This is a genomic window from Mycolicibacterium pulveris (assembly GCF_010725725.1).
Classification (GTDB): Bacteria; Actinomycetota; Actinomycetes; order Mycobacteriales; family Mycobacteriaceae; genus Mycobacterium; species Mycobacterium pulveris.
Genome location: NZ_AP022599.1, coordinates 4488444 through 4513164, shown reverse-complemented (window position 1 = coordinate 4513164; position 24721 = coordinate 4488444). Strand labels below are relative to the sequence as shown.

Annotated in this window: 23 protein-coding genes and 1 pseudogene; 9 read left to right on the top strand and 15 right to left on the bottom strand. The window is 68.2% G+C overall.

Annotated features, from left to right (window positions below):
* The first annotated feature begins 31 nt into the window (after window positions 1-31).
* Window positions 32-1312, top strand: coding sequence for a glycosyltransferase 87 family protein (locus G6N28_RS21855; RefSeq protein WP_163903940.1), 1281 nt, complete (start codon window positions 32-34; stop codon window positions 1310-1312).
* Here G6N28_RS21855 and G6N28_RS21850 read toward each other — a convergent pair.
* The 5 genes from G6N28_RS21850 to G6N28_RS21830 all read right to left on the bottom strand — a co-directional run bounded on the left by G6N28_RS21850 (window position 1309) and on the right by G6N28_RS21830 (window position 4712).
* Entirely contained in the window at window positions 1309-2034 is a 726-nt protein-coding gene (locus G6N28_RS21850) for a lysophospholipid acyltransferase family protein (RefSeq protein WP_163903938.1), read from the bottom strand. The two genes, G6N28_RS21855 and G6N28_RS21850, sit on opposite strands and share 4 nt — an antisense overlap.
* Before the next feature lie 104 nt (window positions 2035-2138).
* Window positions 2139-2543 carry a hypothetical protein gene (locus G6N28_RS21845; RefSeq protein ID WP_163903936.1) on the bottom strand — a complete coding sequence of 135 codons (405 nt, stop codon included), beginning with the start codon at window positions 2541-2543 and terminating at the stop codon, window positions 2139-2141.
* Window positions 2540-3814, bottom strand: coding sequence for an ArsA family ATPase (locus tag G6N28_RS21840; protein ID WP_197745812.1), 1275 nt, complete (start codon window positions 3812-3814; stop codon window positions 2540-2542). The genes G6N28_RS21845 and G6N28_RS21840 overlap by 4 nt, the downstream gene beginning before the upstream one ends.
* Before the next feature lies 1 nt (window position 3815).
* Complete coding sequence (locus G6N28_RS21835) at window positions 3816-4253, bottom strand: SRPBCC family protein (RefSeq protein WP_163903934.1); 438 nt, start codon at window positions 4251-4253, stop codon at window positions 3816-3818.
* 69 nt (window positions 4254-4322) lie between these two features.
* Window positions 4323-4712 carry a polyketide cyclase / dehydrase and lipid transport gene (locus tag G6N28_RS21830; protein ID WP_128106765.1) on the bottom strand — a complete coding sequence of 130 codons (390 nt, stop codon included), beginning with the start codon at window positions 4710-4712 and terminating at the stop codon, window positions 4323-4325.
* 93 nt (window positions 4713-4805) lie between these two features.
* Between G6N28_RS21830 and G6N28_RS21825 the strand changes: the two genes are divergently transcribed.
* Window positions 4806-6605, top strand: a complete 1800-nt coding sequence (locus G6N28_RS21825) for an AMP-dependent synthetase/ligase (protein WP_163903932.1) — start codon at window positions 4806-4808, stop codon at window positions 6603-6605.
* A 51-nt stretch (window positions 6606-6656) separates the two neighbouring features.
* Here G6N28_RS21825 and G6N28_RS21820 read toward each other — a convergent pair whose 3' ends face one another.
* The 4 genes from G6N28_RS21820 to G6N28_RS21805 form a co-directional block, all read right to left on the bottom strand.
* The gene (locus G6N28_RS21820; protein ID WP_179962131.1) at window positions 6657-7793 is read right to left on the bottom strand and encodes a glycosyltransferase family 4 protein; all 1137 of its coding nucleotides are present in this window, start codon (window positions 7791-7793) and stop codon (window positions 6657-6659) included.
* Between the two features lie 4 nt (window positions 7794-7797).
* Complete coding sequence (locus G6N28_RS21815; RefSeq protein WP_163903928.1) at window positions 7798-8625, bottom strand: peptidase; 828 nt, start codon at window positions 8623-8625, stop codon at window positions 7798-7800.
* Window positions 8594-9715 carry a peptidoglycan hydrolase RipC gene (gene ripC / locus G6N28_RS21810; RefSeq protein WP_220097466.1) on the bottom strand — a complete coding sequence of 374 codons (1122 nt, stop codon included), beginning with the start codon at window positions 9713-9715 and terminating at the stop codon, window positions 8594-8596. Before ripC ends, G6N28_RS21815 begins: the two co-directional genes overlap by 32 nt.
* Before the next feature lie 156 nt (window positions 9716-9871).
* The gene (locus G6N28_RS21805) at window positions 9872-10075 is read right to left on the bottom strand and encodes a hypothetical protein (protein WP_163903923.1); all 204 of its coding nucleotides are present in this window, start codon (window positions 10073-10075) and stop codon (window positions 9872-9874) included.
* Between the two features lie 131 nt (window positions 10076-10206).
* On the opposite strand from G6N28_RS21805, the pseudogene G6N28_RS21800 reads away from it, so the two are divergent.
* Window positions 10207-12003, top strand: a pseudogene (locus G6N28_RS21800) (DEDD exonuclease domain-containing protein); the annotation flags it as partial.
* On the opposite strand, the gene trpD reads toward G6N28_RS21800, so the two are convergent.
* Entirely contained in the window at window positions 11941-13023 is a 1083-nt protein-coding gene (gene trpD / locus G6N28_RS21795) for an anthranilate phosphoribosyltransferase (RefSeq protein ID WP_235674654.1), read from the bottom strand. The pseudogene G6N28_RS21800 and the gene trpD overlap by 63 nt on opposite strands.
* A gap of 68 nt (window positions 13024-13091) precedes the next feature.
* On the opposite strand from trpD, the gene ctaE reads away from it, so the two are divergent.
* From ctaE to qcrB, 4 genes are read left to right on the top strand one after another with little or no spacing between them, the layout of a single operon-like run.
* Window positions 13092-13703: an aa3-type cytochrome oxidase subunit III gene (gene ctaE, locus G6N28_RS21790; protein WP_163903919.1), complete on the top strand. Its 612-nt coding sequence runs from the start codon at window positions 13092-13094 to the stop codon at window positions 13701-13703.
* Window positions 13704-13742: 39 nt separating this feature from the next.
* Window positions 13743-14549 carry a cytochrome bc1 complex diheme cytochrome c subunit gene (gene qcrC, locus G6N28_RS21785; RefSeq protein ID WP_163903917.1) on the top strand — a complete coding sequence of 269 codons (807 nt, stop codon included), beginning with the start codon at window positions 13743-13745 and terminating at the stop codon, window positions 14547-14549.
* Window positions 14546-15757: a cytochrome bc1 complex Rieske iron-sulfur subunit gene (gene qcrA, locus G6N28_RS21780; RefSeq protein ID WP_163903914.1), complete on the top strand. Its 1212-nt coding sequence runs from the start codon at window positions 14546-14548 to the stop codon at window positions 15755-15757. Before qcrC ends, qcrA begins: the two co-directional genes overlap by 4 nt.
* The gene (gene qcrB / locus G6N28_RS21775; protein ID WP_163903912.1) at window positions 15754-17448 is read left to right on the top strand and encodes a cytochrome bc1 complex cytochrome b subunit; all 1695 of its coding nucleotides are present in this window, start codon (window positions 15754-15756) and stop codon (window positions 17446-17448) included. The genes qcrA and qcrB overlap by 4 nt, the downstream gene beginning before the upstream one ends.
* Window positions 17449-17659: 211 nt before the next feature.
* Here the strand turns inward: qcrB and G6N28_RS21770 are convergent, their stop codons facing one another.
* From G6N28_RS21770 to ctaC, 4 genes are all read right to left on the bottom strand, one after another.
* Window positions 17660-18331: a DUF2561 family protein gene (locus G6N28_RS21770; RefSeq protein WP_163903909.1), complete on the bottom strand. Its 672-nt coding sequence runs from the start codon at window positions 18329-18331 to the stop codon at window positions 17660-17662.
* A complete protein-coding gene (locus G6N28_RS21765; RefSeq protein ID WP_163903907.1) occupies window positions 18331-19191 on the bottom strand; it encodes an MmpS family transport accessory protein in 861 nt (286 codons plus the stop codon). Before G6N28_RS21765 ends, G6N28_RS21770 begins: the two co-directional genes overlap by 1 nt.
* 176 nt (window positions 19192-19367) lie before the next feature.
* Window positions 19368-19787 (bottom strand): cytochrome c oxidase subunit 4, encoded by a 420-nt coding sequence (locus tag G6N28_RS21760; RefSeq protein WP_163903905.1) that lies wholly within the window; start codon window positions 19785-19787, stop codon window positions 19368-19370.
* Window positions 19788-19802: 15 nt separating this feature from the next.
* Complete coding sequence (gene ctaC / locus G6N28_RS21755; RefSeq protein ID WP_163903903.1) at window positions 19803-20837, bottom strand: aa3-type cytochrome oxidase subunit II; 1035 nt, start codon at window positions 20835-20837, stop codon at window positions 19803-19805.
* A gap of 105 nt (window positions 20838-20942) precedes the next feature.
* Between ctaC and asnB the strand changes: the two genes are divergently transcribed.
* On the top strand, window positions 20943-22886 hold the full coding sequence (asnB, locus tag G6N28_RS21750; protein ID WP_163903900.1) for an asparagine synthase (glutamine-hydrolyzing): 1944 nt from the start codon (window positions 20943-20945) through the stop codon (window positions 22884-22886).
* Window positions 22887-22892: 6 nt separating this feature from the next.
* On the opposite strand, the gene G6N28_RS21745 is transcribed toward asnB, so the two are convergent.
* Window positions 22893-23870: a carbohydrate kinase family protein gene (locus tag G6N28_RS21745; RefSeq protein WP_163903898.1), complete on the bottom strand. Its 978-nt coding sequence runs from the start codon at window positions 23868-23870 to the stop codon at window positions 22893-22895.
* A gap of 165 nt (window positions 23871-24035) precedes the next feature.
* Here G6N28_RS21745 and G6N28_RS21740 point away from each other — a divergent pair, with 165 nt between their 5' ends.
* Window positions 24036-24713: an Rv0361 family membrane protein gene (locus G6N28_RS21740; RefSeq protein WP_163903896.1), complete on the top strand. Its 678-nt coding sequence runs from the start codon at window positions 24036-24038 to the stop codon at window positions 24711-24713.
* Window positions 24714-24721: the final 8 nt, after the last annotated feature.

Sequence of the window (24721 nt, the reverse complement as noted above, 5' to 3'; positions counted from 1 at the left end):
GCCGGTGTGCCCCGATAGTCTGGGCGACAACATGAGGATTCGGCGGTCGCCCGGCGGGGCTGGTTGGGGGCCAACGCTCACCTGGAGGCTTTTTCAGCTGCTCACCGTGGCGGCCTTGGGGTGGGCAGGCTGGCGGCTGCTGGGCGGGATGCCCTACCGCATCGACGTCGACGTGTACCGGATGGGCGGACAGGCCTGGCTGGACGGCCGGGCGTTGTACGCCGATGGCGCGATGTTCCACACCCGGGGCGGGCTGGACCTGCCGTTCACCTATCCCCCGCTGGCCGCGATCGTGTTCTCTCCGTTCGCCCTGCTGTCGCTCGAGCTGGCCGGCGTCGCGATCACGATTACCACGCTGGCCCTGCTGATCGTCGCGACGACGATCGTGCTGACCGGCCTCAACGTATGGCCGCGGAGTTCGGTGAGCGCCGAGCCGGCGTGGCTGCGCCGGGCGTGGTTGGCGGCGGCGGTGGTGGCGCCCGCGGTGATCTACCTCGAGCCGATCCGGTCGAATTTCGACTTCGGCCAGATCAACGTGGTGCTGATGACGTTGGTGATCGCCGACTGTGTGCCCCGCAAGACCCCGTGGCCGCGAGGCATGCTGCTCGGCTTGGCGATCGCGCTCAAGCTCACCCCCGCGGTGTTCCTGCTGTACTTCCTGCTGCGCCGCGACACCCGGGCGTTGCTCGTCAGCGCCGCCACCGCCGTCGCCGCCACGCTCGTCGGCTTCGCGTTCGCCTGGCGCGACTCGATCGAGTACTGGACCGAGACCGTGCGCAACACCGACCGCATCGGCACCGCGACGCTGAACACGAATCAGAACATCGCGGGTGCGCTGGCCCGGCTGGGGTTGGGCGAGGGCGTCCGGTTCGTGCTGTGGACCTTGGCGTGCTTCGCGGTGTTGGCGCTGACGGTGTGGGCGGCGCGACGGGTGCTCAAAGCCGAGCCGGTGCTCGCGGTGATCTGCGTGGCGATGTTCGGCCTGGTGGTGTCGCCGGTGTCGTGGTCGCACCACTGGGTGTGGGCCCTGCCGACCGTGTTGGTGACCGGCGTGGTGGCCTATCGTCGGCGGCACGCCGCCCTGGCCGTGGTCGCCCTGGCCGGGCTGGCCCTGATGGTGTGGACGCCGATCCCGCTGATGCCCGAACACCACGAGACCGCGGCCCCGCTGTGGCGCCAGCTCGCCGGCGGTTCCTATGTGTGGTGGGCGATCGCGGTGATCGTCGCGGCGGGCACGGTCTCCGCGCACCGCCAACCGCGCGGTTCGGTGCTCGCGGAGCAGGCCACCCCGCCGGTGCCCGCGGTGAACTAGCCGGCGGCTACTTCCGGCATCCGCGCCGAGGGTTTGGCGTTTTCGTCCGCCTTGCCTTCTTTGACGTCGGCGGCGTAGAGGTCGACGTATTCCTGCCCGGACAGGCGCATGAGCTCGTACATCACCTCGTCGATCACGGCGCGCTCGATGAACCGGTTACCGGCCATGCCCTCGAACCGGCTGAAGTCCATCGGCTTGCCGAACTTGACCTGGACGCGGCCGAACCGCCACATCTTGGTCCCCGGCGGGTTGACGACGTCGGTGCCGATCATCGCCACCGGGATCACCGGAACACCGGTCTGCAGGGCCAACCGCGCGAGCCCCGTCTTGCCTTTGTACAGGCGGCCGTCGGGCGACCGGGTGCCCTCGGGGTACATGCCGAGCAGCTTGCCCTCACTCAGGATGCGTGCCGCCGTGTCCAGCGCGCTCTGGGCGCTGTCGGCGTCGGTCCGGTCGATGGGCACCTGGCCGGCCACGGTGTAGAACCACCTGGTGAACCACCCTTTGATACCGGTTCCGGTGAAGTACTCGGCCTTGGCCAGGAACGTGATCCGGCGGCTGACCACCAGCGGGAGGTAGAAGCTGTCCGCCACCGCGAGGTGGTTACTGGCGAGGATGGCCGGGCCTGACTGCGGAACATTCTCCAGCCCTTGCACTTTGGGCCGACCCAACAACGACAGCAAGGGTCCCATGAAGATGTACTTGAACAGCCAATACCACATGGGCCCTCCCGGTGATCGAACACCGGCCGGTGTTCTGGGACAACTTTACCTACGTGCTGTGGATGCGACCACAGCACAGGTACACACCACCGATCGTCATCTCGTCACTCCTCGACGATGACCGGGATGTGCTGATAATGGCCTGGCCCCGCGCCGTTGGGTCCCGCTCCGTTGGGTCCGCCGCCGGGGCCGTCCGACCCGTCCGGTGGCGGTTCCTGCGGCGGCGGCTCGTCCGGCGCCTGACCCGCCTCGGGGGTGTTCTCCAGGATTGCCCTGACCACCGCCAACAACGCCACGCTGTGCTCGGCGATGACGGTCAGCAGCGGGTGCTGCTCACCGGCGACCAGCGCCGCCAAGGCGCATACGGGACACCACGCCTGCTGGCACCTGCCGGGACCCGTTCCCGCCGCGCGCGCGGCGGCCTGTTTCACCGCCGGGTCGAGTCGGTCCAGGATGGTCTGGGCCAACTGCCGCAGTTCCGGACCGAGGTCGGGATGGGCCCCACTCACTTCGGCCACACCTCCGGATTCGGTCGAAACCGCACTGTCAGTTCGCTCCCGCGCAGCTGCGCATCCACCACTATGCACCGGCGCAGAACGGACGCCAGCCGAACCCGGCGGCGCAGGCCGCCCGCGCCGATGATCAAGTCGTCGTCGACCCGGCCCAGTGTCAGGGCCGCCGGATCGACCTGCGGCAACTCTAGCCGCAACCGGTAGATCGCTTCGAGGCCCGAGCCCGACTCCCGGTCCACGATCGGCCGCAGCGGGCCCGGCGGCGGCGCGCCGTCCCTACGCCGCGCGCTGTCGAGCAGCTCGCTCAGCGCCTTGGCGCCGATCGGTTCGCCGGCGAGGTGGGGCACCAGCACCAGCTGCACATCACCGACCGCGGTGTCGAGTTCGTCGAGCACAGCCTGCTGTTCGGAGATCCGCTCGGCGTACCAGTCGAACGCGGGGTGCTCGGGTAGGTTGCGGTATTCGTAGGAATCGTCCTGCACGAGAAGCTGATTGACGATCAGCTCGTCGACCCGCACCCCCATCAGCGCCAGCGAACCCAGCGTGCGCACCGCCTCGGCGGCCACCACCCGCTCGGCCGTCATCACCAGGTGCGCGCTAACCCGGGATCCGTCGGTGAGCATCGCGCTGAGCCGGTCGGTTGCCGCGCCGATGCGCTCGAGCAGCACGACGAGCGCCGTGGTCGCGGGATCGTCGAGCGCGCCGGAGAGCCGGCGGTGCCGCGGCCACGCGCGCTCCAGGTACAGGCCGAACGTCGCGGGCAGCGTGAGCATGCGCATCGCGTCGGCGGTGGACGCGCAGTCGACCACCACCCGATCCCACTGCCCCGAGGCGGCCAGCTCACCGACCTCATGCAGTCCCAGCACTTCCTGAATTCCGGGTAACGCCGAGAGTTCTTCCGGTGCAAGGCTTCCCAAGTCAGATTCGGGAAACCTGGTGGAGACCAGCCCGGCAACGTCGCGCCAGCGGCCCTCCAGCAACGCCAACGTGTCCAGCGCGAGCGCTTCGAGGAATCCCCCGCTGTCGCCCGCTGCGCCGGTCTCCAGATCGGCCAGCACCCGGGTCGGCTCGCGTCGGCCGGTCGGCGTGACGGCGGCACCCAGCACGTCACCGATGGAGTGTGCCTGGTCGGTCGAGACGAGAAGCACCCGAAGACCCGCACGCGCGTCGCGCACGGCGGTGGCGGTCGCCAGCGTGGACTTGCCCACCCCGCCCTTTCCGACGAAAAGACTGATACTGGCGCCGCCCGCTTCGGCGGTATCCCTCAGCTCACTCAGCCTCGACTCGTTTCTTCAGGTCCTTCAACGCGGTGTCCGTCAGCCGCCGTTCGGCCTTTCGTTTGAGCAGACCGATCATCGGGATGATCAAGTAGACCGACAGTTCGTAGGTCACCTCTGTCCCGGATCCCTTCGGCGCCAACCGATAAGCTCCGTTCAGCGACTTCAGCAGGGAACTCGACACCAGGCTCCACGTCACCGAACGGCGGTCGGCCGGCCAGTCGTAGGACAACACCATGGTGTCTTTGAGGACGGCGGCGTCGAGCACCAGCCGAGCGGTCTTGGGATAGCCGTCCTCATCGGTCTCGAGGACCTCGGTTTCCTTGTACTCGGCGACCCAGTCCGGGTAGGAACCGATATCGGCGATGACGTCCATCACCGTCGAGGGGTCGGCATCGATGTAGATCGTCTGCGCCGTTTTGTCCGCCACTGCTTCTTTCCTGCTGAATCTTGTCGCTGGCCAAAAACTTACCCTCCCCGTCCGGGGATGGCCGAAATCTCAGGCCAGCCGCGATACGCCCACCGGACGGGTGGCCTCGAGCCGCTGCTTGACCTCGAACGCCATGTTCTTGCCCGCCACCCGGCGGGCGTGGTTCATCTTGGCAAGGTTCATCTTGGCCAGCTGCCACGCCGCGACGCCCGACGGTTCGGCGTGCAGGAAATAGTGCAGGATGACGCCGTCGAGGACCGGCTCCAACCAGACCTCCATCGTGCCGGTGAGCGCGCCGGTAACGGTCCAGCGATGCCCCAGCTCGCCGCGGTCCTCCACCACGGTCAGCCGTAGGTCGGGCCACCAGCGCCGCCAACTCGCCGGATCCCCGATGTATCGACCCACCTCTACGGGGTCGGCGGCCACGAAGGTCTCGTCTGCGACCTGGATGCTGTTCATGACCTACCAGCTTCACATATGCACCCGCCCCGGCCGAGCGTGGCCGACTAGGCTGGGTACGGCAGAGTCGCCGGATTTCGAAAGGCCAGGACCGTGCGTGAGTTCAGCAGTCCCGCTACATTCACCGTAGGCGAGCACGACAATGTCGTCAGCTGTGTCTTCGAACACGAGCGCAACGACCCCGACCACGTGATCTTCCAGCGTCTGATCGACGGGGTCTGGACCGATGTGACCTGCAAGCAGGCGGCCGAACAGATTCGTTCGGCGGCACTGGGTTTGATCGCGCGCGGGGTCAAAGCCGGTGACCGGGTGGCGTTGCTGTCGGCGACCCGCTACGAGTGGCCGATCATCGACTTCGCGATTCAGGCCGTCGGCGCGTGGACCGTGCCGATCTATGAGACCAGCTCCGCCGAGCAGGTGAAGTTCGTGCTGGAGAACTCCGGCGCGGTGCTCCTGTTCGTCGAGACCGACGCGCACGCCGACAAAGTCAGCCATCTGATCGACGAACTGCCCGAGCTGCGCGAGGTACTGCGCATCGAGACCTCGGGCACGCCCGCGCTGGAGGCGCTGGGCGAGGCGGGAAAGTCGGTGGACGCCAGGGAACTCGAAGACCGGCTGGCCGGGATCAGATCGGCCGACCCGGCGACGCTGATCTACACCTCGGGGACGACGGGCACCCCGAAGGGCTGTCAGATCACCCACTCCAACCTGGTCTACGAGATTCGCGGCGCCAAGGAGTGCTTCCCGGAGCTGCTGGACAAGGGCGAGAAGATGCTGGTCTTCCTGCCGCTGGCGCACGTGCTGGCGCGCGCGATCACGATGGGCGCCTTCGCCAACAAGGTCACGCTCGGCTTCACCAGCGACATCAAGAACCTGCTGCCCACCTTCGCGGTGTTCAAGCCGACGCTGGTGGTCTCGGTGCCGCGGGTGTTCGAGAAGGTGTACAACACCGCCTTGCAGAACGCCCGCAACGACGGCAAGGGCAAGATCTTCGAGATGGCCGCCCACACCGCCATCGAGTACAGCGAGTCACTGGACACCGGCGGTCCGGGCTTGCTGCTGCGCGCCAAGCACGCGGTGTTCGACCGGTTGGTCTACGGCAAACTGCGAGCCGCGCTCGGCGGGGAATGCCGCGCCTCGATCTCCGGCGGCGCACCGCTCGGCGCGCGACTCGGCCACTTCTACCGCGGTGTCGGGCTGACCGTCTACGAGGGTTACGGCCTCACCGAGACCTGCGCCGCGATCACGGTGAACCGGGTCGACGATCTCAAGATCGGATCGGTCGGAAAATTGTTGCCCGGCAACAGCATGCGTCTCAACGAAGACAAAGAGGTGTTGGTCAAGGGCGGCGTGGTGTTCAGCGGCTACTGGCGCAACGAGGAAGAGACCAAGGCGGTGTTCTCCGACGGCTGGTTCCACACCGGCGACCTCGGCGACATCGACGACGACGGGTTCCTGACCATCATCGGCCGCAAGAAGGAGATCATCGTCACCGCCGGTGGAAAGAACGTCGCCCCGGCGATCCTCGAGGATCGGTTGCGCGCGCATCCGCTGATCAGCCAGGCGATGGCGGTCGGCGAAGCCAAGCCGTTCATCGGCGCGCTGATCACCATCGACACCGAGGCCATCGAGGGCTGGAAGGATCGGAACGCCAAGAACGCCAACGCATCGGTCGCTGATCTGGCCACCGATCCCGACTTGGTCGCCGAGATCGATCTGGCCGTCAAGGAAGCCAACGAGGCGGTGTCGAAGGCCGAGGCGATTCGCAAGTTCCGCATCCTGCCCGTCGACTTCACCGAGGACACCGGTGAGCTGACGCCGACGCTGAAGGTCAAGCGCAAGGTGGTGGCCGAGAAGTTCGCCGCCGACATCGAAGCGATCTACGAGACGTAGTGATTTGGGCGTGGTTCGTCACGCTCAGCGTGACGAACTACGCCGAAATCGCTAGAGCAACGCGGCAAGCCGGCGGGCCTGGGTGCGCCACTGCCAGTTGTCCAGCACCCAGCGGCGCCCCGCGGCGCCCATGCGGGCCGCGCGGTCCGGGTCGGCCAACAGGTCGCCGACGGCCGCGGCGATGGCGCCGACGTCCCAGCCGTCGACCACGACCCCGGTTTCGCCGTCGCGCACGGTTTCGGGCGCGCCACCCGATCGTCCCGCCACCACCGGAACTCCCGTCGCCGACGCCTCCAGATACACGATGCCCAGCCCCTCGACGTCCAGCCCCGCGCCGCGCGTGCGGCACGGCATGGCGAACACGTCGGCCATCGCATGGTGGGCGGGCAGCTCGTCGCCGGGCACCCCGTCGGTGAAGACGACATGCTGGGCCACGCCGAAACTGTGCGCCAGGCGCCGCAGCGACGACCGGTACGGGCCGCCACCCACGATGACCAGCGCGGCGCCGTGGACCCGTTGCCGGATGGCGGGCAGCGCGCGAATCAGCATGTCCTGGCCCTTGCGCGGCACCAGCCGCGACACACACACCACCACCGGGCGATCGGCGAGCCGGTACCGGACGCGCAGCTCGGCACGGGCCACCTCATCGGGCGCGAACCGGTCGGCGTCCACGCCGGGTGGCAGGTGCTCGAGCGCAGCGTCGGGCCCGAACGCCGAGGCGAACCGGTTCCTGGTGTAACCGCTGACATACGTCACGACGTCGACACCGGATCCGATGCGGCGCAACGCGGTTCGTGCCAACGGCAGCATCGACCAGCCGACCTCGTGGCCGTGGGTGCTGGCGACCACCCGGGTGGCGCCGCCGTGGCGGGCCAGCGGCGCCATCAGCGCCAGCGGTGCCGCCGCACCGAACCAGACCGTGTCGGCCCGGTGGCGTTCGACGAGCTTTCGCATGCGCGCCATCACCGAGGGCTCCGGAAGCATCAACGTGCCGGGATGGCGCACCACCGTGTAGCCGGTCGCCGCGGCCTCCCGGTCGAAGTCGTCGCTGCCCTTCCACTTCGGGGCGTACACGGTCAGCGTGTGCTCCCCCATCGCCACCAGATGCTTGACCAGCTCATGCAGATACGACTGGATGCCGCCCCGCCGCGGCGGAAAGTCGTTGGTGACCAACAGAACCCGGCTCACGCCGTCACATCCACGACTGCCAGCGCGCCATGACGGTCCGCGGCTGCTCGCCCAGCGCATCACGCAGCGCCGTCGCGGTGTCGGGGTGGCCGTGGCCGCAGGCGTGTGAATAGAGCTCGCGCAGCTTGGCGACGCCGTACTCGTCGGCGACGAACCTGGCGAACAGCCACGCGCGGTCATAGGCCGAGGAGCGTTGCGGGCCCGCCAGCTCGGCGTCGGTGGGCAGCGTGGCGGTCATGTCGCGCGGGCGCGTGGCGACGGGGCGCGCGACGAAGTCGGCGACGCCCTCAGTGAGCCACCGCGGCGCATCGGCCGCGGTCTGCGCCCGGGACGCAAAGTGGAAAAGCTCGTGACGCAACACGATTCGCAGCGCGTTGTCGCTCATCGCGCTGGCACCCGGGGCGAACATGATCCGCTCGGCGGTGGTGGTGGCCGCGGTGTGGGGGTCGCCGCCGCCCACCGCCGCGAACTGTTCGGGGGTGGCGGCGGCCACCACGACGATCTCGCGCGGCCAGTCGTCGCCCCAGAACGCGGTGACCGCCGCCGCGGCCGCGTCCATGTCCGCGGCGACCCGCGACAACAGCTGCGCGGTGTGCCCGCCGAGGCCGATCAGCCGCACTCGGCGGCCGTCGCCGAGAGTATGGCTGGTCGCGGCCGCGCTGGGGGCGGTCAACGAGGCCGGCGTGGCCACCACCGGGCCCGACGGGGTGTCGACGCGGCCCACCAACAACAGGGCGCAGAGCAGTTCGGCGACGAGAAGGGCGCCCAGGGTTCTTCTGGTCCTGGCGTGCGCCCGACGATCAGTACCGGCGGACGTTGTAGATCGGCGCATTGTTCACCGGGGCGACTCGCACCGGCGTGCCGTAGGTCGAGGCGTGCACCATCATTCCGTCACCGATGTAGATCGCCGAGTGCGACGCGTCGGAGTAGTAGTTGACGATGTCACCCGGCTGCATCTGGTCCACCGATACCGGCTGACCGCCCCGGGCCAACGCCTGGCTGGAGTGCGGCAACGCGATGCCGGCCTGCTGGAACGCCCACATCACCAGCCCGGAGCAGTCGAAGGCGTTGGGTCCGGACCCGCCCCACGAATACGGCGAACCGATGCGGCTCAGCGCGGCCTGGATGACGGTCCCGGTGTGCCCGCCGACCGGCGGCGCCATGTCACCGGGCGGGATGGCGCCGGGCGCGGGCGGCGCGGCTATGACAGCGGGATCGCCGCCGGGCGCGGGCGCGGGCACCGGAGGCGCGGGCGGGACCGCGGCCAGCTCCTCGCGCTGGTGCGGCGTGAGGGCCTCGTACTGGGCCTTGACCACCGCGATCTGGATTTGCAGTTGACTCTGCTTGGCCTGCAGCTCCGCACGCACGGCGGCAGCCTGTTCAGCCGCGGTCTTGGCCTCGGCGGCGGACTTCGCCGACGCCTGCTCGGCGAGGGCAGCCTTCGCGCTGGTCTCGCGGAAGTTCGTCATCTGGGCCGACATCTCGGTGGCCATCACACGCTGCACCGAGAGCTGGTCGATGAGCCCCTGCGGCGAGGACGCGGTCAGCATGGCGTCCATTCCCGCGGTCCGCCCGCCCATGTACTCCGCGGCGGCCACCTTGTTCACCGCGGTTTGGAAGGTCGCCAGCTCGGCTCGAGCCGACTCGAACGCGGCGAGATCGGCGGCGTGCTTGGCCTCTGCGGCATGTTGGGCCGCCAGCTTGTTTTCCAAGTCCAGCTGCGCCGAATGCATTGCTTCTGTTGTCTGTTCGGCCTCGCGGGAAAGTTCGTGAAGCTTCGCCAACGCGTCCTCGGCGGGGTCCGCGTACACGGTGCCGGCGAGCATGCTGAACGCGATTGCCAGACTCGCTATCGCGCCTACGACCGGTCTACGCAATCGCGACAAGACACGCGCGGGCACCTGGATGCGATCGAGCCTCAAGATTGTGCGTCCTCAAACTTCCGAATCGAAGCCGCTTCGAACTGCTCTTAGGTCTCAGTCAGGTTACGAAACGGCATCGGCCTTGTCCAACGAAGACGCCAAATTTAACAGTTGCGCCCTTCTTATCTTCTGCGCCCCTTCGTCCCGCGCGTGTCCTCAGGCCACACCCGTATCGTCGCGCCGCCGGATCGGCACCAACCGAAGCCGTGGGGCCAACCCCACATCGGCCAGCACCTCCAGCGCCCGTCGCTCGTCGTCGAGCAACGTCTCGGGTGGGCCGAGCAGGACACTGACGACGCAGTCCTGGCATCCCGGCCCGCGCACCGCGCAGTCGTCGCAGTCAATCCTCACCGTGCCCATGAACACTCCTCTCGGTCGGTGTTGCGCTGACGGTATCGGCAGGTACCGACAACTGCCCCAGCCCGCATCGCACGAGATGGGAATGGGCGTGGCCACCCGCTGCTGTCGGTGGCCTTGCCTACCTTCAGCGCATGGGCCAGCTCAGCTTCGCCGACGTCGATCCGCTGGCCGACCTGTCGCTGCGGGAAACCACCTTTGTGGTCGTCGACCTCGAAACCACCGGTGGGCGCGCCGGCGGCGACGGGCACGACGCGATCACCGAGATCGGCGCCGTCAAGGTCCGCGGTGGCGTGGTGCTCGGCGAGCTGGCCACGTTGGTGGACCCGGGCCGCAGCATTCCACCGCAGATCGTGGCGCTGACCGGGATCACCACCGCGATGGTGTGCGACGCGCCCCGGATCGAGACGGTGCTGCCCGCGTTTCTGGAGTTCTCCCGCGGCGCGGTGCTGGTCGCCCACAACGCCGGCTTCGACATCGGGTTTCTGCGCGCAGCGGCCGAACGCTGCGACATCACGTGGCCGAAACCGCCGGTGTTGTGCACGGTCAAGCTGGCGCGCCGGGTACTGACGCGCGAGGAGGCGCCCAGCGTGCGGTTGTCGGCGTTGGCGCGGCTGTTCGGCGCGTCGACCACCCCGACGCACCGCGCCCTCGACGACGCCCGCGCCACCGTCGACGTGCTGCACGGGCTCATCGAACGCGTCGGCAACCAGGGGGTGCAGACCTACCCCGAGCTGCGCGCCTACCTGCCCGACGTGACCCCGGCGCAGCGACGCAACCGGCACCTGGCCGCCGCGCTGCCGCATCGGCCCGGTGTGTACCTGTTCCGCGGGCCGCGCGCCGAGGTTCTCTACGTCGGCACCGCCAAGAACCTGCGCCGCCGCGTCGGCCAGTACTTCAACGGGGCGGACCCGCGCACCCGGATCAAGGAGATGGCGTCGCTGGCCACCGCCGTCGACCACGTCGAGTGCGCACACGATCTGGAGGCCGGGGTGCGCGAGCTCCGCCTGCTCGCCGCGCATGCGCCGCCGTACAACCGGCGGTCCAAGTTCCCGCATCGATGGTGGTGGGTGGTGCTGACCGACGAACCGTTCCCCCGGTTCTCGGCGGTGCGCGCCCCCAAGCACGACCGGGCGGTGGGTCCGTTTCGGACCCGCGCCGACGCCGTCGACACCGCTGCCCTGCTGGCGCGCTTCACCGGGGTGCGCACCTGCACCAAGCGGCTAGGCCGCGCCGCACTGCACGGCCCGGACTGCCCCGACCGCGAGGTGTCCCCGTGCCCCGCGCCGCGCGGTATCGGCGCCGCCGAATACGCGGACGCGGTGCGCCGGGCCACCGATCTGATCGAGGGCCGCGACAACAGCACCCTGGCCAGGGTGGTGACCCACATCGGTGAGCTGGCCGCCAGGAACCGGTACGAGACCGCGGCGCGGCTGCGCGATCACGCCGCCACCGCCATCGACGTGTTGTGGCGCGGTCAACGGTTGCGCGCGCTGGCCGCCGTGCGCGAAATGGTGGCCGCCCGCCCCGACGGCTCCGGTGGGTGGCAGCTGGCGGTGCTGCGCAACGGCCAGTTGGCCGCGGCGGGCAATGCGCCGCGCGGTGTTCCGCCGATGCCGGTGATCGACGCGATAAGCGCAGGCGCGCAAACCGTCATCCCGACACCGGGACCGTTGGGCGGCGCGCTGGTCGAGGAGGTCGGGCTGATCGCACGCTGGCTGGGCTCACCCGGGGTGCGCGTCGTGCGGGCCGAGCCCGGCTACTGCTCACCGGTCGGGGCGGCCGGACAGTGGGCCGGCTGGTCGGCGACGGCGCGGTCGGCGCGGCTTGCCGCCGAGCAGACCGTCGCGGCCGGATTCGAGGACAGCTCAGAGCTGTTGGGAGAACCGCACCCAACGCGCGAGCAGCTGTTCGGCCGCGCCCGAGTCGATCGCCTCGGCGGCCCGCTCGAGCCCCGACTCCCACGCCGGCACCCATTTGGCGTCGCTGGATAGCCCGGCATGAGCCACCAGCGCGCCTGCGGCGTTGAGCACCACGGCATCTCGCACCGCGCCCTTGGCGCCGCCGAGTACCGCGCGCACCTCGGCGGCGTTGGTCTCCGCGTCACCGCCGACCAACTCGGAGAGCTCCGCGCGGGCGAACCCGAACGCGGCGGGGTCGAACGTCAGCCGCTCCACGGTGCCGGCCTGCACCCGCCAGATGGTGCTCGTCGTAGTGGTGGTCAGCTCGTCGAGGCCGTCGTCGCCGTGCACGACGAGCACGCTGGCGCCCCTGGTGGCGAACACACCTGCCATCACCTCGGCCAGATCCGCCCAGGCGCAACCGATCAGGCCCGCGCGGGGTGAGGCCGGGTTGGTCAGCGGCCCGAGCAGGTTGAACACGGTCGGCACACCGAGCTCGCGGCGCACCACGCCGGCGTGTCGATACGACGGATGAAACTGGGGCGCGAACGCGAACCCGATCCCGACCTCGGCGACGCTGCGGGCCACGTCGTCGGGCCCCAGGTCGATACGCACGCCGAGCGCTTCGAGCGTGTCGGCACCGCCGGACAACGACGACGCCGCCCGGTTGCCGTGCTTGATCACCGGCACACCCGCGGCGGCCACCACGATCGACGCCATGGTGGACAGGTTGACGGTGTTGGCACCGTCGCCGCCGGTGCCGACCACGTCGACGGTGTCGGTGCCGATCACGTCCGTGGGCACCCGGCGCGCATGCTTGAGCATGGTGTCGGCCAGCTCGGTCACCTCGGCCGCCGTCGGGCGCTTCATCCGCAGCGACACGCCGAAGCCGGCGATCTGGGCGGGGGTGGCCACGCCGGTCATGATCTGGTCCATCGCCCACCCGGCCTGACCCGGCGCGAGCGCTTGACCAGTGGTCAACCGGCCGAGGATCTGCGGCCACGTCGGGGACTCGACGGCCCCGGACGGCTGGGCTCGTGAATACGTCACCGCCAGATTATGCCCAATACCTCGACCCGGGTGGAGTTCGACAACTACAAAGCGTCATACTTGCTCATGTGACGAGTGCTGTAGGTGCTTCCGGAACCGCTATCACGTCGCGAGTACATTCGCTGAACCGGCCGAACATGGTCAGTATCGGCACCATTGTGTGGCTTTCCAGTGAGCTCATGTTCTTTGCTGGGCTGTTCGCAATGTACTTCACGGCACGTTCGCAGGCGGGCGGTGAGTGGCCACCGCCACCAACCGAGCTGAACCTCATGCAGGCGGTACCGGTCACCCTGGTGCTGATCGCGTCGTCGTTCACCTGTCAGATGGGCGTGTTCGCCGCCGAACGCGGCGACGTGTTCGGGCTGCGCAGGTGGTACGTCATCACGTTCCTGATGGGGTTGTTCTTCGTCCTCGGCCAGGGCTACGAGTACATCCACCTGGTCCAGCACGGCACCACCATCTCCAGCAGCGCCTACGGCTCAGTGTTCTACCTGGCCACCGGATTCCACGGCCTGCACGTGATCGGCGGCCTGATCGCCTTCATCTTCCTGCTCCTCCGCACGCGGATGAGCAAGTTCACCCCGGCGCAGGCCACCGCCTCGATCGTCGTGTCCTACTACTGGCACTTCGTCGACATCGTGTGGATCGCCCTGTTCGCGACCATCTATTTCGTCCGATGATCGGCCCGGCCGATGTGGACCAATAAGAAAAGGGGTTCGATGACCGACAAGTCGCGCCGTCGGCTGCGCCGGCGCTTGTCCGGAGCAGTGCTGCTGCTGCTTGGACTGGCCGTCGCGGGTGGCCTCGCCGCAACTCTGACGCCACAGCCGCAGGTAGCCGTTGCCGACGAGTCGCAGTCGGCCCTGCTGCGCACCGGCAAGCAGTTGTTCGACACCTCGTGTGTCACCTGCCACGGCGCGAACCTGCAGGGTGTGCCCGACCGCGGGCCCAGCCTGGTCGGCGTCGGCGAGGCGGCAGTCTACTTCCAGGTGTCCACCGGCCGCATGCCCGCGATGCGCGGTGAGGCCCAGGCCCCGCAGAAGCCTCCGCTGTTCGACGAGGCCCAGACCGACGCCCTCGGCGCCTATGTGCAGGCCAACGGCGGCGGGCCGGTGGTGCCTCGCGACGAGAACGGCCAGATCGCTGACGCGTCGCTGATCGGCGACAACGTCGCGCGCGGTGGCACCCTTTTCCGGCTGAACTGCGCGTCCTGCCACAACTTCACCGGCAAGGGCGGCGCGCTGTCGTCGGGTAAGTACGCCCCCGACCTGGGTAACGCGAACCCGGCGCAGATCTACACGGCGATGCAGACCGGTCCGCAGAACATGCCGAAGTTCTCCGACCGCCAGCTGAGCCCCGAGGAGAAGCGCGACATCGTCGCCTACGTCCGCGAGTCGGCGGAATCCCCCAGCTACGGCGGCTACGGGCTGGGCGGTTTCGGTCCGGCGCCGGAAGGCATGGCGGCATGGATTATCGGCATGGTGGCCGTCATCGCTGCGGCCCTCTGGATCGGAGCACGCACATGACCGACTCAGAAGATCAGCTCAAGGGCACCGACGTCCCCGGTCACAAGGGCGAACCCGGCCAGCCCAGCGACGCCGAACTCGCGGCGATGTCGCGCGAGGAGCTGGTTGCGCTCGGCGGCAAGCTCGACGGCGTCGAGACGGTCTTCAAGGAAGACCGCTGGCCGGTCAAGGGCACCAAGGCCGAGAAACGCGCAGAACGTCTGGTCGCGTATTGGCTTATGCTGGGCGGCCTTTCGGGGCTGGCGCTGTTGCTGGTGTTCCTGTTCTGGCCGTGGGAATGGCAGCCCACCGGCTCTGAGGGCGTGTTCGCCTACAGCCTCGCCACCCCGCTGTACGGGTTGACGTTCGGGCTGTCGATCCTGGCGATCGGCGTCGGCGCGGTGCTGTACCAGAAGAAGTTCATCCCGCAGGAGATCTCGATCCAGGAGCGCCACGACGGCGCCTCCCCCGAACTGCACCGCAAGACCGTGGTGGCCAACCTCACGGATGCACTCGAGGGTTCAACCATCAAGCGGCGCAAGCTGATCGGCATGTCGCTGGGTGTCGGGCTCGGCGCGTTCGGCCTCGGCACGCTGGTGGCGTTCGCCGGCGGCTTGATCAAGAACCCGTGGAAACCGGTGGTGCAGACCGCCGAAGGAAAGAAAGCGGTGCTGTGGACGTCGGGGTGGACGCCACGCTACGAGGGCGAAACGATCTATCTGGCCCGCGCGGTCGGAGATGACGGATTGGGACCGTTCATCAAGATGCGTCCTGAGGACATCGACGCCGGCGGCATGGAGACGGTGTTCCCGTGGCGCGAATCCGACGGCGACGGCACCACCGTCGAGTCGGCGCACCGCCTCGCCGAGATCTCCATGGGCGTGCGTAACCCGGTGATGCTGATCAGGATCAAGCCGCAGGACCTGCCGCGGGTCGTCAAGCGCAAGAACCAGGAGAGCTTCAACTTCGGCGACCTGTTCGCCTACACCAAGGTCTGTTCGCACTTGGGTTGTCCCTCTTCGCTATACGAGCAGCAGACCTACCGCATCCTGTGCCCGTGTCACCAGTCGCAGTTCGACGCGCTGCACTACGCGAAGCCCGTCTTCGGCCCGGCCGCGCGGGCGTTAGCGCAGCTGCCGATCACCATCGACTCCGACGGCTACCTCGTCGCCAACGGTGACTTCATCGAGCCCGTTGGTCCGGCCTTTTGGGAACGGAGGACAGAATGAGTCCGAGCTTGCCGAAACCTCCGAGCATTGCGGAGTTGGCCGCCAAACAGGGCGACGACATCGACTCGCGCTACCACCCGTCGGCGGCGGTGCGGCGCCAGCTGAACAAGGTGTTCCCCACCCACTGGTCGTTCCTGTTGGGCGAGATCGCGCTGTACAGCTTTATCATCCTGCTGATCACCGGCGTGTACCTGACGCTGTTCTTCGACCCGTCGATGGCCGAGGTCACCTACAACGGCGTCTATCAACCGCTGCGCGGCGTCCAGATGTCGAAGGCCTACGAATCGACGCTCGACATCAGCTTCGAGGTGCGCGGCGGCTTGTTCGTGCGGCAGGTTCACCACTGGGCCGCACTACTTTTCGCCGCGGCGATCATGGTGCACCTGGCCCGCATCTTCTTCACCGGCGCATTCCGGCGCCCGCGTGAGGCGAACTGGGTGATCGGCGCCCTGCTGCTGATCCTGGCGATGTTCGAGGGCTACTTCGGCTACTCGCTGCCCGACGACCTGCTCTCCGGCATCGGCCTGCGGGCCGCGATGTCGTCGATCACGCTCGGCATGCCGGTCATCGGCACCTGGCTGCACTGGGCGCTGTTCGGCGGCGACTTCCCGTGCGGCGGGGTGGGATACCTGTGCACCCAGGACGGTTACTGGATCCCGCGCATGTATGCCCTGCATATCCTGCTGATCCCGGGCATCATGCTCGCGCTCATCGGTTTGCACCTCGCGCTGGTGTGGTTCCAGAAGCACACCCAGTTCCCCGGCCCCGGCCGCACCGAGACGAACGTCGTCGGCGTGCGGGTGATGCCGGTGTTCGCGGTGAAGTCGGGCGCGTTCTTTGCGATGACCACCGGCATTCTGGGCCTGATGGGTGGGTTACTGACCATCAACCCGGTCTGGAACCTCGGCCCCTACAAGCCATCCCAGATCTCGGCGGGCAGCCAGCCGGACTTCTACATGATGTGGACGGAAGGGCTGGCGCGTATCTGGCCGGCGTGGGAGTTCTACATCGGCAACTACACGATCCCGGCGTCGGTGTGGGTCGCGGTGATCATGGGGCTGGTCTTCGTGCTGCTGATCGTCTACCCGTTCATCGAGAAGAGGCTCACCGGCGACGACGCGCACCACAACCTGCTGCAGCGTCCCCGCGACGTTCCGGTGCGCACCGCGGTCGGCGCGGCGGCCATCGCGTTCTACATGCTGCTGACGCTGTGCGCGATGAACGACATCATCGCGTTCAAGTTCCACATCTCGCTGAACGCGACGACGTGGATCGGGCGTATCGGCATGGTGGTGCTGCCCGCGATCGTCTACTACGTCGCTTACCGGTGGGCTGTCGGGCTGCAGCGCAGCGACCGGGAGGTGCTCGAGCACGGCATCGAGACCGGCATCATCAAGCGGCTGCCGCACGGTGCCTACATCGAGCTGCACCAGCCGCTCGGCCCGGTCGACGAGCACGGTCATCCGATTCCGTTGGAGTACCAGGGCGCTGCGGTGCCCAAGCGGATGAACAAGCTCGGCTCGGGCGGCGAACCCGGCAGCGGCAGCTTCCTGTTCCCGGACCCGATCTCCGAACATGAGGCCCTGGAGGCGGCCGCTCACGCCGCGGAACGCAAGGCGCTCACCGCGCTGCGCGAACACCAGGAGAGCCTCGACGGCTCCTCCGGCAACGGGCAGAACGGGCACCACTGACGCCCGGCGGATAGCCGCGAAACGCGAAAGTCCCCAACACATTCCGCTGTGTTGGGGACTTTCGCGTCAGGGCACGGCGGGGTCAGCCGGGGTTATGCTCCGAATTCTGCACCATGGTCGTGCTGCGGCGCCTCACCACAGCCCTGGGGTAGAACTCGCGAACAAACGCGTGCATCACCGCGCGCATACCGCCGTGATGTCGACGCGGAAGCTATGAGGCGTCGGCCACCGTGTGCAGCTCGCGCAGGAAGTACCACGGCGCCACCGGCATCGCCACCGTGACGAGGCCGGCCAGCACGTAGAACACCCACGCGGCCACGTTGCTGTCGACGGCCATCAGGTAGGTGGCCACGCCGATGGCCACCATCGCGACGCCGATCGCGCAGGCCATCACCAGCGCGTAGCGCAGCCAGAGCTGGTCGACGGCCGCTTCCATCGGTGTCGGCGTCGCCGTGCGCTGCATGCGCGGGGCGGCGTAGTCCGCGGTGGCCGTCGCGCTGAGCGACTGAAGCTTCTCGGTCGGCGCGTCCGCCTCGCGCGCGGGTGGCTCAGATTCGGCGGGGATGACCGGATCGGCGGGTCGAGCGTCTACCGACGCCTCGCGGCGGGCCCGCAGCAGCAGCGGAACGGCACCGGCGATCACCAGGGCCGACACCGCGATGATGAGATACAGCACCCAGGGCGTACCGGAGTCGCCGGTGGGCTCGGCGTGGCCGCGGCCCAGGTTGACCAGGGCCACTGTGGCGGCCACCCCGGTTCCCAGCGCGATCAGCCAGATGGCTGCGCACGCGCCGAGCAGGATGCGGTCGATCGGGTCGAGCTCGGCGGGGTCCAGCCCGGCGGTCAGCGGGGGACGGCCCGCCGAATCGGTGTCATATGTCATCAGCAGCTCGTCTGTGCGGCGTTGTTGGTGTTGGAGGACAGCACTGTGCCATCACTCGTGGTGATCGAACAATTGAGCCTACTGACCAGGAAGAGGCTGGAAGCCTGCACCGAGCCGACCTCGGACTGCGAGATCGGTGTCACGGTCAGCGACCACGGAATGTAGACGTTGCGCTGGGTGCGGCTGCGACCGGCGGCATCGATGTAGGTCACGGTGATGATGTCGCCGGGCGCCTTGGTGCCCGTCACCGAATACGTCACCTGCCGCGGACCCGCCTGCGTGGTCGGGGGCGGGGCGGGCGGTGGCGTGGTCTCCGGCGGCGGAGGAGGGGCTTCGGCGGTGGGTTCCGGCGCGGGCGGCGGTGGGGGTGGCGGCTCCTGCGTGACGGTCACCGTTTCCGGCGGTGGCGGCGGCGGAGGCTCCGTCGTCGGCGGTGGCGGCGGAGGGGGCGGGGTGGTCGTGGTGATCTCGTCCTGCACCGGCGGCGGCGGCGTCGTGGTCGATGTCTCGGGGATGGCCAGGCTGCTGGTGTCGGTGCGGGTCACCAGCACCGACACGGAGACGACGAGCGCGATCGCGGCGACGATGGCCGCTACGCCCACCACCCAGGGCCACCGCGGCGGCGGAGGCGGGTCGACCACCTCGGTCTGTTCGTAGCTGTCGTAGTCGTACAGCGACGCGTCAGGGGGCACGTAGGGACCGGTGGTGAACTGCTCGGACTCGGGCGCGGAGTACGCCTGCGAGTAGAAATCCGTCTGGCCGGTATCGGAAGCGCCGGGCTGCTCGGAGGCGGATTCGTTGCCCGGCTCTTGACCTCCGAAATCCGAACCTTCGTTATCCGGGGGATTCGGCCCGCTCATCTACGCCTATCCTTCTCGACTACTCAACCGGCGCGGGGTTCTTCCTGGCCGTAAGCGGCTCGACCGTGCCTCGGCAACATTACCCAAACGCGCGACGCCGATGAGCCCGACCGCGCGGTCAGCCGACAAAGTGGTGGCCCGATTGTGACCTTTCGGGCGGAGTCGACCAGCGTCGATCAGTGCTTTTCCGGGCCGGTGTAGTACTCGAACACCAGGCCGCCCGCGGAGGCGATCACGAAGCAGACGCCCGCCACGATCAACCACGGCAACCACAGGGCCAGTCCCACGGCCGCCACCGACGCCGACAGCGCGACCATCACCGGCCACCAGCTGTGCGGGGCGTAGAAACCCAACTCCCCCGCGCCGTCGCTGATCTCGGCGTCCTCGTAGTCCTCGGGGCGGGTGTCCAGGCGTCGCGCCACGAACCGGAAGAAGGTGCCGGTGATCAGGGTCAACCCGGCGGTCATCACCAGCGCCGTCGTACCTGCCCACTCCACGCCGCCGGGGCCGAACAGCTGGGTCAGGGTCCCGTAGACGATCGCGGACAGCACGAAGAACGCGGTCAGGAACTCGAACAGCCTGGCTTCAAGATGCATCTGAGACCCCTACCCCTACTTGCTGGCGTCGGCGATCGGCGGTGCCAGCTCGCCGCGGCGGACATCGAACGGCCTCGTGGTGATCGCCGTCGGTGGTTGGTTGATCGCCCGGAGCGCCTCGGCGTTCGTCGCGCCGTCGATGCGCTGCTGCAGGTACGCCTTGAAGTCGTTGGGCTCCACGACCCGCAGTTCGAAGTTCATCATCGCGTGATAGGTGCCGCACATCTCCGCGCAGCGGCCGACGAAGGCGCCGGTCTGGTTGATCTCGCTGACCTGGAAGATGTTGTCGGAGTTGTTGGCCTCCGGGTTGGGCATCACGTCGCGTTTGAACAGGAACTCGGGGATCCAGAACGCGTGGATGACGTCGGCCGAGGCGATCTGGAACTCGATGCGCTTGCCGACGGGCAACACCAGCACCGGGATCTCGTAGGAGGTGCCCAGCGTCTCGACCTTGTCGAAGTTCAGGTAGGTGCGGTCCGCGGGGTGCTTACCCGCGATGGTGCCGTACTCGCCGCCGTGCGGGCCCTCCAGACCCTCGGGGCCCGAGGCCACCGCGGCCTTGCGCTCCGGGTCGGCGCCGTCGTAGGTGAAGGTGCCGTCGGCGAAATCGACCTGCTGGTAGCCGAACTTCCAGTTCCACTGGAACGCCGTGACGTCGACGACGACCTCGGGATTGGGTTCCTTGTGCAGCATCCTCTCCTGGACCACCACGGTGAAGTAGAACAGCACCGAGATGATCAGGAACGGCACGACGGTCAGCACCAACTCCAGCGGCATGTTGTAGCCGAACTGGCGCGGCAACTCGGTGTCGGTCTTCTTCTTGCGGTGAAACGCGGCGCTCCAGAAGACCAGGCCCCACACGATCGCGCCGACGATCAGCGACGCGATCACCGAACCGATCCACAGCTCCCGGTTCAGGTGCGCCTCCGGCGTGATGCCCTTCGGCCAGCCGAGGCCTAAAACGTCTGACCAGCTGCAGCCGCTGAGCAGCAGTGCGGTGCCGCCCAGGACGACCGACAACGCCGCCACCCGGAACACGCGAGGTGTCACGCTGGAGCCCTCCCTAGAAGTCGTGAGCCAGGCCGAATACTACGCAGCGTAGACCACGAGTGGGTGCTGGTCTCGACGCACCTCGCTATTCGGCATACTGGCGCCGTGTGCGGACTGCTGGCCCTGGTGCGAAATCCGTCCGCCGATGTGCCATCTGACCTGGTCGACGCGGTTTTTGCGGCCACGCACCTGATGCGGCACCGCGGACCCGACGAGCCCGGCGCGTGGGTCGACGACCCGCAGCGTCCGGTGAGCGTGTTGGGCTTCAACCGGTTGTCGATCATCGACATCGCGCACAGCCATCAGCCGCTGCGCTGGGGCCCGCCGGCGTCGCCCGACCGCTATGTGCTGGTGTTCAACGGCGAGATCTACAACTATCTGGAGCTGCGGGAGGCGCTGCGCTCCGAGTTCGGTGTGGTGTTCGCCACCGACGGCGACAGCGAGGTCATCATCGCGGCCTATCACCACTGGGGCACCGAGGCGCTGAACCGGCTGCGCGGCATGTTCGCGTTCGCGCTGTGGGACACCGTGGAAAGCGAACTGTTCTGTGCCAGAGACCCGTTCGGCATCAAACCGCTGTTCATGGCGACCGGGCCGGGTGGCACCGTTGTCGGCAGCGAGAAGAAGTGCCTGCTGGAGTTGGCCGAGCAGATCGGCATCGACCAGACGCTGGATCACCGCGCGCTGCAGCACTACACCGTGCTGCAGTACGTGCCCGAGCCCGAGACGCTGCACCGCGGCGTGCGCAGGCTGGAGTCGGGCAGCTACGGGCGTGTGCGGCCTGGCCAACCGCCGCAGGTGACGCGCTATTTCACGCCGCGGTTCGCCCCAGTTCCGTTTCGTCCCGGCGAGGAACAGGCCCGCTACGACGAGATCACGGCGGTGCTCGAGGATTCGGTCGCCAAGCACATGCGCGCCGATGTCACGGTGGGCGCCTTCCTGTCCGGCGGTATCGATTCCACCGCGATCGCCGCGCTGGCCATGCGGCACAACCCGCGGCTGATCACCTTCACCACCGGGTTCGAACGGGAGGGGTTCTCCGAGGTCGACGTGGCGGTCGCGTCGGCCGAGGCGATCGGGGCCCGCCACGTGACGAAGGTGGTGAGCCAGACCGAGTTCGTCAGCGCGCTTCCCGAAATCGTGTGGTACCTCGACGAACCCGTGGCCGATCCGGCGCTGGTGCCGCTTTTCTTCATCGCCCGCGAGGCCCGCAAGCACGTGAAGGTGGTGCTGTCCGGCGAAGGCGCCGACGAACTGTTCGGCGGCTACACCATCTACCGGGAACCGTTGTCGCTGCGGGCCTTTGACTATCTCCCCCGCCCGGTGCGTCGCTCGCTCGGCAAGGCGTCGCGGCCGCTGCCCGAGGGCATGCGCGGCAAAAGCCTGCTGCACCGCGGATCGCTCACGCTCGAGGAGCGCTACTACGGCAACGCCCGCAGCTTCTCCGACGAGCAGTTGCGCGCCGTGCTGCCGGGGTTCCGCGAGGAGTGGACCCACACCGACATCACCGCACCCCTCTACGCCGAGTCGCGGGGCGCCGACCCGGTCGCGCGCATGCAGCACATCGATCTGTTCACCTGGTTGCGCGGCGACATCCTGGTCAAGGCCGACAAGATGACGATGGCCAATTCGTTGGAGCTGCGGGTGCCGTTCCTGGACCCCGAGGTGTTCGCGGTGGCCGCACGGCTGCCGCTCGACCAGAAGATCACCCGGGCCACCACGAAATACGCGCTGCGGCGCGCCTTGGAACCGATCGTGCCCGCGCACGTGCTCAACCGGCCGAAACTGGGCTTCCCCGTGCCGATCAGGCACTGGCTGCGGGCCGGAGATCTGCTGGACTGGGCGCACACGATGGTCGGCTCGTCGCAGGCCGGTGAGCTCATCGATCTGGCCGCAGTGCGCACCATGCTCGACGAACACCGCAGCGGCACAAGCGATCACAGCCGCCGCCTGTGGACGCTGCTGATCTTTTTGCTGTGGCACGCGATCTTCGTCGAGCGCAGCACCACCCCACAGATCAGCGAGCCGACGTACCCGGTCCAGCTGTGAGGCCGGCTACTTGGTCAGCGCCTTGTTGATCTCCTGGGCGGCCTCGGCGCCGTAGGCGTCGGTGAGGCGTTGCACCGCCTCGTCGCGGTTCCACGTCCACTCCTGCGGCCCGGGCGCCTCGAACACCAGCACCGCGACCAGAGACGCCAGCTGCGCGGAGCGTTCCAGGCTGAGGCCTGCGCTGCGCCCGGTGAGGAAGCCCGCACGGAACGCGTCGCCGATGCCGGTCGGATCGGCCTGGCACTTCTCGGGAACGACGTCGACGTGGATGAACTCGCCTTTCGAGCTGACCAGATCGACGCCCTTGGGGCCCAAGGTGGTGACGCGAAGGCCGATCTGGCTCATCACCTGCGCCTCGCTCCAGCCGCTCTTCTGCAGCAACAGGTCCCACTCGTAGTCGTTGGTGAACAGGTAGGTCGCACCGTTGATGAGCCGGCGGATCTCCTCCCCGTTGAGCCTGGCCAGCTGCTGCGACGGATCGGCGGCGAACGCCAGCCCCAGCTTGCGGCACTCCTCGGTGTGCAAGAACATCGCTTCGGGGTCGTTGGCGCCGATGATCACCAATTCCGGTGTGCCGACCCGCTTTACCACGTCGGCCAGCGAGATGTTGCGGGCCTCCGACATGGCGCCCGGATAGAACGACGCGATCTGCGCCATGTCGTCGTCGGTCGTGCACACGAACCGGGCGGTGTAGGAGGAATCGGAGATCAGCACGCTGTCGCAGTCCACCCCCACCTGCTGGAGCCAGCCGCGGTAGTCGTCGAAGTCCTGACCGGCCGCGCCGACCAGCGCCACGTCCCCGCCGAGCATCCCGACCGCGTAGGCCATGTTCCCGGCGACGCCGCCACGGTGAATCACCAGGTCGTCGACCAGGAAGCTCAGCGACACCTTCTGCAGGTGATCGGCCAGCAGCTGCTCAGAGAACCGCCCGGGGAACCTCATCAGATGGTCGGTCGCAATGGATCCGGTCACCGCAATGGTCACTAAACGTCACCCTTCATCAGTTAAGCCGCCTAGATACTTTATCCAGCCCGGGGTTCACCTTTGTCGCCGTGGGACCGCGTGACAAGTGCGCTAACCTGCCTACAAGTGTCCGCGCGGTCACTGTAGACAGAGACATTCCGACGCACATCCCCGGGGAGCAAATCTATGGCCGGTCCGTATCCGCCCGAATTCGGCGCAGGTCCGGCAGGCCCGCAAACGTACCCGCAATCGTTTCCACAGCAGCCTTTTCCGCCGTCCGGCGGCCCGGAGACCGCCGCGCAGCCCTATCCCGACATGGGCGCGGCATATCCGGGCATGCTGCCGCCGCCTGTGCAGTACAAGAAGAGGCGCAGGTGGCCGGTGATCGTCGGTGCCGTGCTGGCGTTGGCGGTGATCGCCGGCCTGGTGGCCGCGCTCGTGCTGGCCGACCGCGGCGGCGACAGCCCGGCCGCCTCCGGAGCGCTCACCGATGCGTCGGCGAAGGCCGCCATCCAGGAGTACCTGGACGCCCTGTCCAACGGGGACGACGAGACGGTGGCCCGGCACACGTTGTGCGGCCTGTTCGACGCGGTCAAGGAACGCCGCTCGGATCTGGCCCTGGCCGGGCTGTCCAGCGACGCGTTCCGCAAGCAGTACAGCCAGGCGCAGGTGGCGTCGATCGACAAAATGGTGAGGTCCTCGCCGCATCAGGCGCAGGTGCTGTTCACGATGAACGTCACGCCGGCCAGCACCACCAGGCGCGGCCAGCCCCGCCCGCAAGAGCAGCAGGCCGTCGCACAGCTACTGGCCTACGACAACGACGTGCTGGTGTGCTCCTATCTACCGCGCACCGGACAGTACTGAGAGCTCAG